This window comes from Mesorhizobium sp. WSM4840 (assembly GCF_055811755.1).
Genome location: NZ_JBVVQD010000035.1, coordinates 53,866 through 69,335 on the forward strand (window position 1 = coordinate 53,866; position 15,470 = coordinate 69,335).

The 15,470-nt window shown below is 62.5% G+C and carries 14 protein-coding genes and 1 pseudogene; 7 read left to right on the forward strand and 8 right to left on the reverse strand.

Annotated elements, in window-relative coordinates; genetic code table 11:
- Window positions 1-28: 28 nt before the first annotated feature.
- Window positions 29-334: pseudogene (locus AC0L3I_RS31265) on the reverse strand (site-specific integrase); the annotation flags it as partial.
- A gap of 333 nt (window positions 335-667) precedes the next feature.
- On the opposite strand from AC0L3I_RS31265, the gene AC0L3I_RS31270 reads away from it, so the two are divergent.
- From AC0L3I_RS31270 to AC0L3I_RS31280, 3 genes are all read left to right on the forward strand, one after another.
- The gene (locus tag AC0L3I_RS31270) at window positions 668-1,186 is read left to right on the forward strand and encodes a SixA phosphatase family protein (protein ID WP_473529478.1); all 519 of its coding nucleotides are present in this window, start codon (window positions 668-670) and stop codon (window positions 1,184-1,186) included.
- A 229-nt stretch (window positions 1,187-1,415) separates the two neighbouring features.
- Complete coding sequence (locus tag AC0L3I_RS31275; RefSeq protein WP_473529479.1) at window positions 1,416-2,294, forward strand: cache domain-containing protein; 879 nt, start codon at window positions 1,416-1,418, stop codon at window positions 2,292-2,294.
- Window positions 2,288-3,211, forward strand: coding sequence for an adenylate/guanylate cyclase domain-containing protein (locus tag AC0L3I_RS31280; RefSeq protein ID WP_473529480.1), 924 nt, complete (start codon window positions 2,288-2,290; stop codon window positions 3,209-3,211). The genes AC0L3I_RS31275 and AC0L3I_RS31280 overlap by 7 nt, the downstream gene beginning before the upstream one ends.
- A gap of 117 nt (window positions 3,212-3,328) precedes the next feature.
- Here AC0L3I_RS31280 and AC0L3I_RS31285 read toward each other — a convergent pair whose 3' ends face one another.
- Both AC0L3I_RS31285 and AC0L3I_RS31290 read right to left on the reverse strand, forming a co-directional pair.
- Window positions 3,329-3,967, reverse strand: coding sequence for an NrsF family protein (locus AC0L3I_RS31285; RefSeq protein WP_473529481.1), 639 nt, complete (start codon window positions 3,965-3,967; stop codon window positions 3,329-3,331).
- 1 nt (window position 3,968) lies between these two features.
- Window positions 3,969-4,520, reverse strand: a complete 552-nt coding sequence (locus AC0L3I_RS31290) for a sigma-70 family RNA polymerase sigma factor (protein ID WP_473529482.1) — start codon at window positions 4,518-4,520, stop codon at window positions 3,969-3,971.
- A gap of 207 nt (window positions 4,521-4,727) precedes the next feature.
- Here AC0L3I_RS31290 and AC0L3I_RS31295 point away from each other — a divergent pair, with 207 nt between their 5' ends.
- The 3 genes from AC0L3I_RS31295 to AC0L3I_RS31305 all read left to right on the forward strand — a co-directional run bounded on the left by AC0L3I_RS31295 (window position 4,728) and on the right by AC0L3I_RS31305 (window position 8,577).
- Window positions 4,728-5,735 carry an iron ABC transporter substrate-binding protein gene (locus AC0L3I_RS31295; protein WP_473529483.1) on the forward strand — a complete coding sequence of 336 codons (1,008 nt, stop codon included), beginning with the start codon at window positions 4,728-4,730 and terminating at the stop codon, window positions 5,733-5,735.
- Window positions 5,736-5,911: 176 nt separating this feature from the next.
- Complete coding sequence (locus tag AC0L3I_RS31300) at window positions 5,912-7,498, forward strand: ABC transporter permease (protein WP_473529484.1); 1,587 nt, start codon at window positions 5,912-5,914, stop codon at window positions 7,496-7,498.
- The gene (locus AC0L3I_RS31305) at window positions 7,495-8,577 is read left to right on the forward strand and encodes an ABC transporter ATP-binding protein (RefSeq protein ID WP_473529485.1); all 1,083 of its coding nucleotides are present in this window, start codon (window positions 7,495-7,497) and stop codon (window positions 8,575-8,577) included. Before AC0L3I_RS31300 ends, AC0L3I_RS31305 begins: the two co-directional genes overlap by 4 nt.
- A 48-nt stretch (window positions 8,578-8,625) precedes the next feature.
- On the opposite strand, the gene AC0L3I_RS31310 is transcribed toward AC0L3I_RS31305, so the two are convergent.
- From AC0L3I_RS31310 to tlpA, 5 genes are all read right to left on the reverse strand, one after another.
- Window positions 8,626-9,693, reverse strand: a complete 1,068-nt coding sequence (locus AC0L3I_RS31310; protein ID WP_473529486.1) for a sn-glycerol-3-phosphate import ATP-binding protein UgpC — start codon at window positions 9,691-9,693, stop codon at window positions 8,626-8,628.
- 7 nt (window positions 9,694-9,700) lie between these two features.
- Window positions 9,701-10,549 (reverse strand): sn-glycerol-3-phosphate ABC transporter permease UgpE, encoded by an 849-nt coding sequence (gene ugpE, locus AC0L3I_RS31315; protein ID WP_473529487.1) that lies wholly within the window; start codon window positions 10,547-10,549, stop codon window positions 9,701-9,703.
- Window positions 10,550-10,557: 8 nt separating this feature from the next.
- The gene (ugpA, locus tag AC0L3I_RS31320) at window positions 10,558-11,442 is read right to left on the reverse strand and encodes a sn-glycerol-3-phosphate ABC transporter permease UgpA (RefSeq protein ID WP_473529491.1); all 885 of its coding nucleotides are present in this window, start codon (window positions 11,440-11,442) and stop codon (window positions 10,558-10,560) included.
- Window positions 11,443-11,524: 82 nt separating this feature from the next.
- The gene (gene ugpB / locus AC0L3I_RS31325; protein ID WP_473529488.1) at window positions 11,525-12,835 is read right to left on the reverse strand and encodes a sn-glycerol-3-phosphate ABC transporter substrate-binding protein UgpB; all 1,311 of its coding nucleotides are present in this window, start codon (window positions 12,833-12,835) and stop codon (window positions 11,525-11,527) included.
- 344 nt (window positions 12,836-13,179) lie between these two features.
- Window positions 13,180-13,866, reverse strand: a complete 687-nt coding sequence (gene tlpA, locus AC0L3I_RS31330) for a thiol:disulfide interchange protein TlpA (protein WP_123148642.1) — start codon at window positions 13,864-13,866, stop codon at window positions 13,180-13,182.
- 34 nt (window positions 13,867-13,900) lie between these two features.
- On the opposite strand from tlpA, the gene argH reads away from it, so the two are divergent.
- On the forward strand, window positions 13,901-15,301 hold the full coding sequence (argH, locus tag AC0L3I_RS31335; RefSeq protein WP_473529489.1) for an argininosuccinate lyase: 1,401 nt from the start codon (window positions 13,901-13,903) through the stop codon (window positions 15,299-15,301).
- Window positions 15,302-15,470 lie beyond the last annotated feature (169 nt).

Below are 15,470 nucleotides of genomic sequence, written 5' to 3' on the forward strand. Positions count from 1 at the left end.
CGACAAACGCCCATGCGCAAGTCCCTTTAAGGCCGCGACGGGCTATCCAAGCGTTGACGGCGGCGCGGGTCTGCTCCGTGATCTCGAACTGCACCGGGCGCCCCGTCTCCCTCTGAACGATCACCGCGATCGCGGACGCACCGGAGAGCGCGACATCGCCAACCGTCACGGTGACCAGGTCGCAACCTCGAAGCTTGCTGTCGATGGCGAGATTGAATAGTGCCAGATCCCGTTCTGCGCCTGACAACTGCAGTCGTGTTCGGATGCTCCAGACTTCGCGCGGCTTGAGGGGTGGCTTCTGACCAACAAGGTGGCCTCTATTCCAGCTGGACATGGTTCTTCTCCCATGCCGCCCTCCGCAGCCACAGCGCTCGACGCGAGCAGACAATCCTAGAACGAACATAGAGCCTCGCGCACGTTCGCTCGAGGGATTATAGGATTGTCAGACGCAGGCAGCAGCTTGGTCAATGGACGCGGTCGCGCCATGAACGGACGTTTAGCATACCCGTCCGCTACGGCCGTTTTTGGCCCATTGCTGTCGCCTGCTGGGCGGCTGCCGAACACTCCTATCGCCTTCTCGTGCGGAGCCACTGGCTATCTGCAACGTGCCTTGCATGTTAGCATTGGGAGTTTCGTCTGGGAGAGCCGGACGCAGGGAGCAACGGTCATGGGAGCTAGGGCCATCCGTTTTCTGGTCGGTTTAGCTGCTGGCTTCCTCGTATTGCCCCATCCAGTCGGTGCGCAGGAGGTGATTTATATCGTTCGGCACAGTGATCCGCCATCGACACTGAACCTGGATGAGATTCTCGACGAAACCCCGCTGTCGGAGTCCGGACGACAAAGGGCAAAGATGCTGGCTGAGCGACTAAAAGACGCCGGCGTTACCGCTATCTATGCCACGCAAGCCACGCGTACCGTTGAGACGGCAGAGCCACTCGCGAAAACCCGTGGACTTGAAATTCGTGTTCATTCGTATGAGGACAGCGACGGCTTGGTCCGTCTACTTCGCTCACAGAACGGCAGAGACAGGGTGCTTGTCGTTGGGCATTGGAGTACCATTCCAGAGATTCTCAAGGCGCTCGGATATCCTGAGAAAGTAAAGATCGAACGAAGTGCATATGACAATTTGTTCGTGGTCGTCCCGAAGGAAGAGCAGGCGCCGATCGTGCTGCACCTCCACTACTGACACTACTGAGAATTGAAGCTGAGCGTTTCAACCCATCAAGCGAGCGACCTAACGGGAGGTTGTGTCCCGGACTACAGCCCGCCCTTTCTCTTGCTCGCGGCTCGCTGATCGCCGGATGCCCATTGTCGGTCCGAAATTGCGAATGGTTCTGGCCGGGAAGTTGTTTCCCGGGACGAGATCGGCAGGCGTCACAAGGGCTCGATCCAATAGCGGCGAGGAAGCATCGTCGTTGCATCCGCGCCGCGTCTCGATACGCGCTGCGCTGGCTTTCACGTTTGGTGTCATCATCGCAGTGACCGCAGCCGCGCTCATCCTCGCATTGGAAAGCGGCCGCCAGAACACTATCGCTCTCGTCCGCGACCGCAGTGAGCGAATTATCGACACGATTGTGGAACGGACTCGATTGCACCTCGATCCAGCCCGCGACCAGTCCGAATTCCTGGCCAGGCTTTTCCGCGATGGCGATCTCGACCCGCAAGATGAAGCTGCCTCACTGGGCCAACTTCGGGCGGCACTCGCAGGTATTCCACAGGTCGCCGCGCTAGCCGTCATTCGCACCGATTTGAAGCAATTGCGCGCCGAACGCCATGGCGACGATGTCGTTTTGCGAAAGATTGACATGCAAACCGTGCCCGGCCTGGACGAAGCGTTCGAGATGGCGCGACGCGCAGGTCACCCTGTCTGGGAAGAGCTTCTGTGGAGTGAACGGTTGAACCAGCCTCTCGTCAACGTTCGTACCCCTCTGTGGCATGAGGGTTCCTTTCTCGGGATTTTATTAACCGCGGTTACGGTTTCGGAGCTGTCACGTTTTCTCGCCGAATCGCCCGCCGGGTCAGACGTCGGCGCGTTCATTCTTCTCGGCCGCAACCACGTCCTCGCTCATGCAGCACTTGCGCACAATCCTCAGCTGTTCAAGCGCGATAAACTCCTTCCGGAAGTGACCGAGATCGGGGATCCGGTGTTGGCCTCGATCTGGAGTCCAAATCCCGATTTGGGCGCAGCCGCCTTCGTAGGTTCTTCGAAAAGCCACGTCGTGACCGTTGATCGCGCCCCTATGTCTTCATTTACCGCGACATCACAGGATACAGCGACCAGCCATGGGTGGTAGGCCGCTACCTGCCGCTCGACGAGATTGGCAGCCAAGTCCGCAGACTTGAACACGCGGCCTGGCTAGGGCTCGGGGCGGTCCTTGTGGCGGTCGCTGGCGCTTGGCTGGTCGGCTATGCGATTGGAAAGCCGATATTGCGTCTGGCACGCGCAACGTCTGCAATTCGTACGCTCGATCTCACTTCTGCCCGCCCGCTCGCTGGCAGTCATCTTCGCGAACTGGACGAGGCGATCCGAGCCTACAACGCGCTCATCGCGACCTTGCACTGGTTCGAGACCTATGTGCCGCGACGCCTAGTCAAGCAGCTGATGGCGCAGGGCGAACAGGCGTCAGCACTTGTAGAGCGGGAAGTCACGGTGCTGTTCACCGACATTGTCGACTTCACGAGCTTTGCCGAACGGCTATCGGCGTCCGATGCGGCGACGTTCCTCAATGACCATTTCCAGCAGCTTGCCGCCTGCGTTGAGGCGGAAGGTGGCACTATCGACAAGTACATTGGCGACTCGCTGATGGCATTTTGGGGGGCGCCAGAAATCCAGCTCGATCATTCCGCCCGGGCCTGTCGTGCAGCGATCGCGATCGCGGCGGCGATAGTTGGGGACAATCGGCGTCGACGCGGGCTTGGCCTGCCGCCCGTGCGAATCCGGATAGGCATCCACGCCGGCCCGGCGATGGTGGGAAATATCGGGGCTTCAGGGCGCATCAACTATACGCTGGTCGGAGATATCGTGAACACCGCGCAACGCATCGAGGATGTCGCCAAAAAAGGCATGACCGACGAAGACGAAGCGGTCATTCTGGTCAGCGACGCCGTACTGCGATCTGCTGGACCCGAATGCTCGGCGCAGCCTGTCGGCGAGCATATATTGCGCGGCCGGCACGAGGCGACAAAGGTTTTCAGATTGGAGGCGAGTTGATTCCTGTGCAGACCTTCCGGCCCGACGCCGCGAAGGTCGCCTTCGGGTCGAACTAGGTCGTTCAGAATGAATGACTTTTGACGTTAGAGCATCACGGTCTCCGCTCGCGGGCCGTCGCTACCAGCGCACGAAAAGCCGCCCACCGAGCGCGCCGAGCGCGGCGAGGATGGCAATAGCGATCGTATACCAGGTGGCGACGAAAAGCGGCGAGTCGTCGAAGCAGTGTGCGGCATAGAAAGTTGCCGCCAGCCCACCGGCGAGCAGGCCCGCCACCGTTCCGGCAAGCACCGGCCGCGTCGGCGCGCCATAGCGCAGCACCGCTAGGAAGACGGCAAGCGGACCGATGCCGATCAGCGGAATAAATGTCAGGCAGATGACCAGATTGCTGCCGATCAGCCGCCTGCCCCAGTCGGCTGCAGGCACGGAAAGGAGCTCCAGAACCACCGCCACGGCCACCAGCAGTGGTGCGGCAATCATCCAGGCCGCCGCCCCGCCCGTCGATGCACCGGGAGTCGACAGCGCGCGGATCAAGGCGAAGGCGCTGACGGCCAGAGCCATCGTGAAGACAAACTTGGCGAGGAAGCGCATCGTATGCATGGCGGTGGAGATGTCGGTGCGTGGGCCGATCGCCAGCCAGAAAACCACCGCCGCGATCACCGTAGCCGCACCGGCTCCTATCCACCAGGCCGAGCCAAGCGGCATCGCCGTGCTGTGGGCATCGGCGTCGAGCGCCTTGATGAGATCGTCGGTCCTCATGTCATTCCCGCCCGAATTGTTTGGCCCCGAACCGTTTGGCAATGGCTGCGAGCCCACGATGCAGCGACACGCGCACCGCCGTCTCGCTGATGCCGAACCTCGCTGCCGTCTCGCCAATGGAACGGCCTTCGACCGACACCGACGAAACCACGGAACGTTGCGCCGGCGGCAGGCCGTCCAACGCCCGATTGATGTCGCGCTCGCTGACCGTCTCGGCCTCCGGTTCGGCGAAGGTCTCGGCGATCTCGTCGATCTCGATCTCGATGCGCCGCCCGCGCCGCCGAAAGGCGTCGATCAGCTTGAAACGCGCTATGGCGTAGACCCAGGGCAGCACAGCCAAATCCTGGCGCCAGGTATGCCGTTTCACATGAATGGCCAGCAAGGTTTCCTGCACGACATCCTCGGGATCGACCCCGCCCTGAACGATCTTGCGCCTGATAAAGCCTCGAACGAGAGCAGCCGTCCGGCGCAGAAAGTCGGCGTAAGCCTTTTCATCTCCCGCGATCGCGGCCCGCATCAGCCGGGAAAGCTCGGCTTCGTCCTTGCCGGTCACAAGAGTTCACTCCCGATATTCGCGCCTCGGCGCTGATTTGTTACGTGGCCGGCGAAATAATGTCCAAGCCAAAATATGGGAATATCACGAAGGTTTCACCTCCGGCGCCCGATTACGCAGCTCATCAATGTTGACTACACCGGTCAGGAATTGATAGGTGCAGCCGTGCTAAATCAAAGACCATCGAGATCGAGAGGGATGACGTCCATGAAATATGCTCTTTCCGCCCTTGCCGGTGCCACAGCACTTGCAATCAGCCTGGTCGCCGGCCCGGCGATGGCCCAGGACGGCGGCATCGTCGTCTACAATGCCCAGCACGAAAGCCTGACCAATGCCTGGGTTGAAGGTTTCACCAAGGAAACCGGCATCAAGGTCACCGTTCGCCACGGCGGGGACAGCGATTTCTCCAACCAGATCGTCGCCGAAGGCGCCGCCTCGCCTGCCGACGTGTTCCTGACTGAAAACTCGCCCGCCATGGTGCTGGTCGAGTCAGCCGGCCTGTTCGCGCCGGTCGATGCCGATACGCAGGCACAGGTTCCCAAGGAGTACCAGCCGGCCAGCGGCAAGTGGGTGGGCATCGCCGCGCGCAGCACCGTCTTTGTCTACGACAAGACCAAGCTGACCGCCGAGCAGTTGCCCAAGTCGCTGCTTGATCTCGCCGATCCGAGCTGGAAGGGACGCTGGGCCGCTTCGCCCTCCGGCGCCGATTTCCAGGCGATCGTCAGCGCCCTTGTGCAGCTCAAGGGTGAGGCCGCAACGGCCGACTGGCTGAAGGCAATGAAAGAGAACTTCACCGCCTACAAAGGCAACAGCACGGTGATGAAGGCGGTCAATGCCGGCGAGGTCGAAGGCGGCGTGATCTATCACTATTACTACTACGGCGACCAGGCCAAGACCGGCGAGAACAGCAAGAACGTCGGGCTCCACTATTTCAAGAACCAGGATCCGGGCGCGTTCGTCTCGGTTTCCGGCGGTGGCGTGCTGGCCTCCAGCAAGCACCCGAAGGAGGCCCAGGCCTTCCTGAAATGGGTAACCGGCAAGGGTGGTCAGGACGTGCTGAAGACCGGCAATTCCTTCGAATACGCCGTCGGCAAGGGCGCGGATTCGAATCCGGCGCTGGTGCCGCTGGCCGATCTGCAGGCGCCGAAGGTCGACGCGACGACGCTGAACTCCAAGAAGGTGACCGATCTGATGACGGCAGCCGGCTTGCTTTAGTCGGCGTTCGTCCTAAAAGGGCAACCGACTGCGCTCCTGCGGGAAATCGCTTTCCGCAGGAGCGCTCTGTTTTTCGAGGTGGCATTCGTCCATGACGACAAGCTGCGTTTTTGGCCATTTTTGCGGCCCTTCGACCGTTTCCGCCACCGGGCGGCAGCGGCGCGGCGTCTGAGCTGATGCAGTCTGCGGCCGACCTTGCACGTTCAGGCTTGCCGACCGGCATGGTCGCTGGGCAATGGACGCGCCGGTGGCCCATATCCTGGATTTCGCTAGCCGCCATCCTGGTCTCACTTTTCTCCCTGCTGCCGCTCGCCTTCATCATCTGGATTGCCGTGCAGACTGGCTGGGAAACTGTATCGGCACTGGTGTTCCGGCCGCGCGTCGGCGAGTTGCTGGTCAACACCCTGCTTTTGGTGGTGCTGGCCGTACCGATCTGCATCGTGCTCTCGGTGGCGCTGGCCTGGCTGACCGAACGCAGCAGTCTTCCCGGCGCCCGCCTGTGGGCCTGGCTGTCGGTGGCGCCGCTCGCCATCCCCGCCTTCGTCCACAGCTACGCCTGGATAACCCTGGTGCCGGGACTGCACGGCCTGTGGGCCGGCGTTCTGGTCTCCGTTGTCGCCTATTTCCCGTTCCTCTATCTGCCGGTGGCGGCAGCTTTACGCCGGCTCGATCCTGCTCTCGAAGACGCCGCGGCAGCCGTCGGGCTCGGGCCGTGGCGCGTGTTCCGGCGAGTGGTGCTGCCGCAGCTCAGGCTCGCCATCTGCGGCGGCTCGCTGCTGGTCGGCCTGCATCTCCTGGCGGAATACGGCCTCTACGTGTTCATCCGCTTCGACACCTTCACCACGGCGATCGTCGACCAGTTCCAATCGACCTTCAACGGCCCCGCCGCCAATATGCTGGCTGCGGTGCTTGTGACATGCTGTTTCGTGCTGCTCGGGATCGAAGTGCTGGTGCGCGGCGAGGAGCGCTATGCCCGCGTCGGCTCGGGCGCTGCGCGGCAGCAGCAACGCACAAGGCTCGGCCGCGCCACGATCCCGTGCCTGCTGCTGCCGGTCGTCATCACCCTGCTGGCGCTGGGCGTGCCGTTCGTCACCATCAGCCGCTGGCTTGTGGCCGGCGGTGCCGATGTCTGGCGCCTCGATGAGATTGGCCTGGCGCTCGGCCAGACCCTGTTCCTGGCGCTCGCCGGCGCCCTGCTCGCCACGGTCGCCGCCATGCCGATGGCCTGGATCTCGATCCGCGCGCCTGGACCGCTGCAGCGTCTCCTGGAGGGTTGCAACTACATCGTCGGCTCGCTGCCCGGCGTCGTCGTGGCGCTGGCGCTGGTCACCATCACCGTGCGCATCGCTCTGCCGCTCTACCAGACCCTGTTCACGATCCTCGTTGCCTATGCGCTGATGTTCCTGCCGCGCGCCCTGATCAGCCTGCGGGCGTCGATCGCGCAGGCGCCGGTCGAGCTCGAACGCGCCGCCGCCAGTCTCGGCCGATCACCGCTCAAGGCGCTGTGGTCGACGACGATCCGCCTGTCGGCGCCGGGTGCCGCGGCAGGCATGGCGCTGGTGGCGCTCGGCATCATGAACGAATTGACCGCCACGCAGATGCTGGCACCCAACGGCACCCGGACGCTGGCGATGGCGTTCTGGGCGCACAGCGGCGAGATCGACTATGCCTCCGCCGCACCTTACGCCCTTATCATGGTGGCGATGTCGCTGCCGCTGACCTGGCTGCTCTATGTCCAGTCGAAGCGGATGGCCGGACGATGAGCTTCCTCGAACTCACCGATGTGCACAAGCACTACGGCCCGGTGGCCGCACTGGCCGGCGTCGATCTCAGCGTGACCAGCGGCAGCCGCACCGCGATCGTCGGACCGTCCGGCTGCGGCAAGACGACCTTGCTGCGGCTGATCGCCGGCTTCGAGGCGCCGGACCAGGGCCGCATCGTGCTCGACGGCGAGGTGCTGGCCAATGGCGGCGCCGCCGTGCCCGCATATCGGCGGGGCATCGGCGTGGTGGCGCAGGACGGCGCCCTGTTCCCGCATCTGAGCATCGCCGCCAATATCGGCTTCGGCATGGAACGCCACGAGGACAAGCGCACCGAGCGCATCGTCGAGCTCGCCTATATCGTCGGGTTGGACAAGGCGATCCTGAAACGCCGGCCGCACGAGCTCTCCGGCGGCCAGCAGCAGCGTGTGGCGCTGGCCCGCGCCATGGCCATGAAGCCGCGGCTGATGCTTCTCGACGAACCGTTCTCGGCGCTCGACACCGGTCTGCGCGCCTCGATGCGCAAGGCTGTGGCCGAACTTCTGGAGACCGCAGGCATCACCACGATCCTGGTCACGCACGACCAGGCCGAGGCGCTGTCCTTTGCCAGCCAGGTCGCGGTGATGCGCGACGGCATATTTTCGCAGGTCGGCACGCCGCGCGAACTCTATCTCAAACCGAAGGACAGGATGGTCGCCGAATTCCTCGGCGATGCCATCATCCTGCCGGCAAAGATCGCGGACGGTTTCGCCAGCTCGCCGCTCGGCCGCATCGCTGTCGACAGCACCGAGCGGCGCGATATCGTCCGCATCATGCTGCGGCCGGAACAGGTGCTGCTGAAACGGACCTCGCGTGAAGGCATGTCGGGCACGCCGGACATGCTGTTCGGCGAAGTGACGGAGTCCGAATTCGCCGGCTCGATGTGCACCATCGCGGTACGGCTCTTGAACAGTCCCGATCCGCCGGACGCAGCCGCGATCGGCAACACGCCATTGATCCTGCGCAAGCCGGGCATGGACACGCCGGTGGTTGGCGAGATCGTCCGGCTGACGGTGTCGGGAAAGGCGCATGTATTTGCCTGAGCGGTCTTGCGTCTCGCGCAGTTCGCCAGTCAGGCCGACAGGCTGGCTTCAATCGACCCGCTTTCCAGCCTGATCGAACCAGTGCAGCTTTTCGGCCCTGGCCACGACGCGCAACTGGTCACCGGGCTTGGCGGTAGCTCGGCCTGAGACGCGCACGACGATACGGCTGCCGCCCGCCGTGCAGTGAAGAAAGCTTTCGGCACCGACCGGCTCGACTGCCTCGACCGTCGCCGGCAGGACGAGCGCACCGGGCATCGCCTCCGCGTTGAAGGTGACGTCGGCATCTTCGGGGCGAAACCCCAGCGTCACGGCTGGTGTTTCGGGGGCCGCGAAGCCGATCACCGTGCCGTCGGCCAGCATCGGGCCTGAGGAACTTCCGGTCAGCGCCAGCAGATTCATCGGCGGCGCACCGATGAAGGAAGCGACGAAGATCGAGGCCGGCTTCTCGTAGATGTCGAGCGGTGCGCCCGTTTGCTCGACCAGTCCGGCGTTCATGACAACAAGGACGTCGGCCAGCGTCATCGCCTCGAGCTGGTCGTGGGTGACATAGACCGAGGTGACGCCGAGCGCGCGCTGCAAATTCTTGATCTCGACCCGCATCTGGCCGCGCAATTTGGCATCGAGATTGCTCAGCGGCTCGTCGAACAGGAAGACTTTCGGATTGCGCACGATGGCGCGGCCCATGGCGACACGCTGGCGCTGCCCGCCAGAAAGCTCGCGCGGCCGCCGGTCGAGCAACGCCGAGAGCTCCAGCACCTTGGCGGTCGAGCGCACCCTGCTGTCGATCTCGTCCTTCGGCGTGCCGCGATTGCGCAGGCCATAGGCCATGTTGTCATAGACGTTCATATGCGGGTAGAGCGCATAGTTCTGGAACACCATGGCGATGTCGCGCTCGGTCGGGCCGATAGCGTTGACCACCTTGCCGTCGATGGCGACCGTACCGGCAGAAATGGTCTCCAACCCGGCGATCATCCTCAGCAGGGTGGACTTGCCGCAGCCGGATGGACCGACCAGCACGCAAAGCTCCTTGTCGGGAATGGCGATGGAGACGCCCTTCACGGCTTCGACGCCGCCGGGATAGACCTTCTTCACGTCCTTCAGATCGACGGTCGCCATCGGCTTCTCACTTTTCGGATTCGACCAGGCCGCGCACGAACCAGCGTTGCATCAGCACGACCACCAGGATCGGCGGCACGATGGCCAGCATCGCCGTGACCATGACCAGGTGCCATTCGGTGTCGGCATCGGCGAAGGAAACCATCTTTCTCAGCGCGATGACGATGGTGTTCATATCGTTGCTGTTGGTGACGAGCAGCGGCCAGAGATACTGCGTCCAGCCATAGATGAAGAGGATCACGAACAGCGCCGCGATGTTGGTGCGCGACAGTGGCAAGAGGATATCGAAGAAGAAGCGCCATGGCCCGGCACCGTCGACACGCGCCGCCTCGACCAATTCGCCCGGTATGGTCATGAAGAACTGGCGGAACAGCAGCGTCGCGGTGGCCGAGGCGATCAGCGGGATGATCAGGCCGGCATAGGTGTCGATCATGCCGAGATCGACCATCACCTTGTAGGTCGGCAGGATGCGCACCTCCACGGGAAGCATCAAGGTGATGAAGATCAGCCAGAAGAAGGTCATGCGCAGCGGAAAGCGGAAGAACACGATCGCATAGGCCGACAGGATCGAGATGAAGATCTTTCCCACCGCAACGCCAAGCGCCATGATCGTGGTGTTGAGGAGCAGTTGGCCGACGCTGACGCCGCCGATGCGGCCAATGCCGCCGAACAGCGCCTCGCTGTAATTGTTCCATAGCTGGCCGCCGGGCAAGAGCGGCAGCGGCGGCCTGAGTATCGTTTGCAGCGTGTGTGTCGAGGCAACGAAGGTGTAGTAGATCGGAAAAGCCACGATCAATATGCCAAGGATGAGCACGGCATGGGCGATGAAGGTGCGGAGCGGGGATTGGCCGATCATCGCTGCCCTCAACCGTAATGGACCTTGCGTTCCACGTAGCGGAACTGGATGGCTGTGAGCGCAATGACGATGGCCATCAGGATGACCGACTGCGCCGCCGAGTCACCCAGGATCAGATTGACGAAGCCGTCATTGTAGACCTTGTAGACAAGCGTCTCGGTCGTCTTGCCCGGGCCGCCGCCGGTGACGGCATGAACGATGCCGAAAGTGTCGAACAGGGCATAGACCGTGTTGACGACCAGCAGGAAAAAGGTCGTCGGCGCGAGCAGCGGGAAGACGATGGTCCAGAAGCGCTTGGTCTCACCGGCGCCATCCATGGCCGCCGCCTCGATCAGCGTTTTCGGCACCGCCTGCAGGCCGGCGACGAAGAACAGGAAATTGTAGCTGATCTGCTTCCAGGCAGCCGCCGATACCAGCAGGATCATGGCGTGGGTGCCGTTGAGCAGCGGATCCCAGGCGATGCCGAGGCTTCTCAGCAAATAGGCCAACGAGCCGATCGAAGGATTGAACAGAAAAAGCCACAGCATGCCGGCAATCGCCGGCGCCACGGCATAAGGCCATATCAACAGTGTGCGGTAGGGGCCTTTGCCGCGCACTGCCTTCTCGGCCATGACCGCAAGCAAGAGGGCCACACCCATGGCAACGATCGCCGTCGCAAGCGAAAACACCACCGTGACCTTGATCGAGTTGAGGTAGGCCGGATCGGCCAGCACCTTGCGGAAATTGGCGAACCAGACGAACTTGGTCCTCAGCCCGAACGGGTCTTGCCTGAGCATCGACTGGTAAAGCGCCTGACCGGCCGGCCAGTAGAAGAAAACCAGTGTTATGGCGAGTTGTGGCGCCACCAGCAGGAAGGGCAGGATCTTATTGGGAAAGACGATGCGTGGAGACAGGCTGATTTTCCCTCGCTATCCAGGGGTCGCCCACGCGAGCTCGCGTGGGCGATATTCCAATCGACCAACCGAGATAATCTCGTCAGTTCTCCAGCGCTTCCTTGATCGCGGCGTTGCCGCGCGTGACCGCATTGTCGAGCGCCTGCTGAGCGGTTTGCTGGCCGGCCAGCATCTTCTCGAACTCCTCGTTCTGGATATCGCGCACCTGCGGCAGATTCGGCAGGCGCACGCCCTTCGAATTGTCGGTCGGCGCCTTGCCCGTCATCTGCAGAACGGGTGTCTCGCGGCCGGGGTTCTTTTCATAGAAGCCTGATTTCTTGGTCGCCTCGTAGGCGGCGAGCGTCACCGGCAGGTATCCCGACTTCTGGTGCAGATATTCCTGCACATCGGTCTTGGACAAGTAGGCGAAGAAGGCCGCGACGCCCCTGTATTGCTCGTCGGACTTGTTGCCGAATACCCACAGGCTGGCACCGCCCGGCGTGGTGTTCTGCGGCGCGCCCTTGGCGTCGCTGTCGTAGGGAAGCTGGCCGATGCCATAGTTCATGCCGGATTTGACGATGTCGCCGAGACCGCCTGACGATTCGGTGAAGATGCCGCATTCGCCGGCAAGGAAGATCTGCTTGGCTTCGGAGGTGCGCCCGCCATATTTGAAGGTGCCATCCTTGGCGAGGTCTGCGAGCGCCTGGAAGTGGTTGACGAAGATCGGCGCATTGATCTTGAGTTCGACATCACCGCCGGCCAGACCGTTCTGCTGGGTGGCCCAGGACACATCATTCCACGCCGCGAAATTCTCCAGATGGATCCAGGTCAGCCAGGTCGAGGTATAGCCGCATGAGGCGGCGCCGCTCGTCTTGATCTTCTTGGCAGCTTCCCACACCTCGTTCCAGGTCTTGGGCGGGCTGTTCACGTCGAGGCCCGCTTTCTGGAAGATGTCCTTGTTGTAATAGAGGATCGGCGAGGAGGAGTTGTAGGGGAAGGACAGCATGGTGCCGTCCGGCTTCGAATAATAGCCGACGATGCCGGGCAGATACTGGCTCTTGTCGAAGGTCAACCCGGCACCGGTCATCACCTCGGCCACCGGCTTGATCGCACCCTCGGCCGCCATCATCACGCCGGTGCCGACATCGAACACCTGGAGGATATCTGGCGCCTGTCCGGCGCGGAAGGCAGCGATGCCGGCATTCAGCGTCTCGGGATAGGTGCCCTTGAACACCGGAACCAGCTCATAGTCGCTCTGACTGGCGTTGAAATCCTTGGAGATCTTGTCGACGACCTCGGCGTTGGCGCCGGTCATGGCGTGCCACCAGCTGATCTGCGTGACGGCGAAGGCGGAGGTGGTGGAAAGCAGGGTCAAAGTGGCGGCGACACCGGCCGCGAAGCCGAAGAACTTCATGTTTCATCTCCCGTTTTGTCATTGGCGAAAGGGCACTCTCGCAAAGGCAATATGTGCCGCTGGTGACAATTGGACAACGGTTTTGTTGCGGATCAATGAACTCGATCTCGGCCTCAAAATGGTGCACGTTTCGAAATGAGAGCTGATGGAAAGGAATTGCCAAGCCGGCTTACGGTTCGAACAAGCGACGGAGATCGGCGCGATCGCCGGCGCCTAAAGCGCGTCGCGTTTGAATGGATGCGACGCGCTTTAGGTTCTTGTTTTAATGCATGTCGTTATCGCACTGCGCACCCTCGGGTCAGGCCCTGGGTCAGGCCCGAGGGCATGCTTGTGCGCGACATGCATTAGTCCGACTTGCCGAGCGCCGTCTCGACCAGCCGCTTGGCATCCGGGCTCGACCACTCGGCAGGGCCGTTCATGTGAGCGATCAGGCAGCCTTCACCGTCGATCAGCATGGTGACCGGCAGGCCGAGCGCCAGGCCGCGCGTCTTGAGATCGTTGAACAGCGCCATCGTCGAATCACGGTAATAGCCGAGCGCCTCGACGCCGATTTCCTTGAGGAACTTCTTCGGCTTGGTGTCGTCGCCGGCATCGACATTGACCGCGACGACCTCGAAGGCGTCGCTGCCCATTTCTTTCTGCAGCGCGTCGAGCGCCGGCATTTCGGCGCGGCACGGCGCGCACCATGTCGCCCACAGATTGAGCAGCACCGTCTTGCCGGCATGGTCGGCGAGCGTCATCGGCTTGCCGCCAGGGTCGTTGAAGGCAAGGCTTTTCAGCGATTGCGGCGGATCGGCCGGCAAGAGTGCGGCAACCTGGCCGGTGGCAGCCGCCGCGACCGTCTTGGCGCGGTCAGCCTTGGCGGCGCAGGCGACATCGTCCTTGCTGTCGTCAACGGCGACTTGAGCGGGCGCGTTGTTGCCAGAACCGCTCTCGCTGACATATACCGCGACCGCGCCGGCCAGCACGCCCGCCACCAAAGCGGCGAGGATGAGGCGCGGGGCCGGAAAAAATTGATTGCCGTCTGCCATTTTTAAAAACTGCTCCGGAGCACGGGTTATAGCGATGAGCGACAAGAAGGCCAGCAACCAGATGTGGGGCGGACGTTTTGCCTCGGGTCCGGCCGCGATCATGGAAGCGATCAACGCGTCGATCTCGTTCGACCGCAAGCTCTACGCGCAGGATATCAGAGGCTCGATCGCCCATAGCGAGATGCTGGCGCAAACGGGCATTATTTCGGCGGCCGATCAAGGAAAAATCGCTCACGGGCTGAACACGATCCTGGCAGAGATCGAAGCCGGCACGTTCGAGTTCTCGACCAGGCTGGAAGACATCCACATGAATGTCGAGGCTCGCCTTGCGGAACTGATCGGGCCGGCCGCCGGCCGCCTGCACACCGCCCGTTCGCGCAACGACCAGGTGGCGGTCGATCTTAGACTGTGGGTCAAGGACGAGTGCTTTCGCGTCGCCGAGGCGCTGAAGGGGCTGATCGCGGCGTTCCTGGAACGGGCCGAGGAGCATGCGGCAACTGTGATGCCTGGCTTCACCCATATGCAGGCGGCGCAGCCGGTGACCTTCGGCCACCACTGCATGGCCTATGTCGAGATGTTTTCGCGCGACCGGTCGCGTGTTCGCGACGCCATCGAACGGATGGACGAAAGCCCGCTCGGTGCCGCCGCCCTTGCCGGCACCAGCTTTCCGATCGACCGGCACCAGACGGCCAAGGCGCTTGGCTTCCGCGAACCGATGCGCAACTCGCTGGACAGCGTTTCGGACCGCGATTTCGCGCTGGAGTTTTTGGGGCTGGCGGCAATCTGCGCGACGCATCTGTCGCGGCTGGCCGAAGAGATCATCATCTGGTCGACGCCGCAATTCGGCTTCGTCAGGCTATCGGACTCATTCTCTACCGGCTCCTCGATCATGCCGCAGAAAAAGAACCCCGACGCCGCCGAACTGGTGCGCGGCAAGACCGGCCGCATCACTGGCCATCTGGTCGGCCTGCTGACTGTTATGAAGGGCATGCCGCTGACCTACGGCAAGGACATGCAGGAAGACAAGGAGTCCGTGTTCGACGCCGCCGAAACGCTCGACCTGATGCTGGCGGCGATGACCGGCATGGTGCGCGACATGACGGTGAATGCCGCCGCCATGAAGAAGGCCGCCGGGTCAGGCCATGCGACCGCGACCGATCTCGCCGACTGGCTGGTGCGCACCCTCGGCCTGCCGTTCCGCGAGGCGCATCACGTCACCGGCCGCGCGGTAGCGCTGGCCGAAGAGAAGAAGATCGGGCTCGACAGGCTGCCGCTGGAAGACTTGCAGTCCATTCACCCCGGGATCACGGCGGACGTGTTTTCCGTGCTTGCCGTGCAGAACTCGGTGAAGAGCCGCACGAGCTTCGGCGGCACCGCGCCGTCGGAAGTGAGGAAGCAGATCCGATACTGGAAAAAGCACATTGCCAAGGCGTGATGCTCGTGCGGCGAATCCGAAATTCGCATCACGTTGGAGCAGCGCGGCGAGCGAATTTCGGATTCAAAAGCCGCACGAGTTAATTGATGAATTCTAGTGTCCTGATTCCGAAGTTCTGACGATTTTAGCCTGTTGGTCGCCGGTTTTGAGGGTTGCGAGGCAGAAGCGT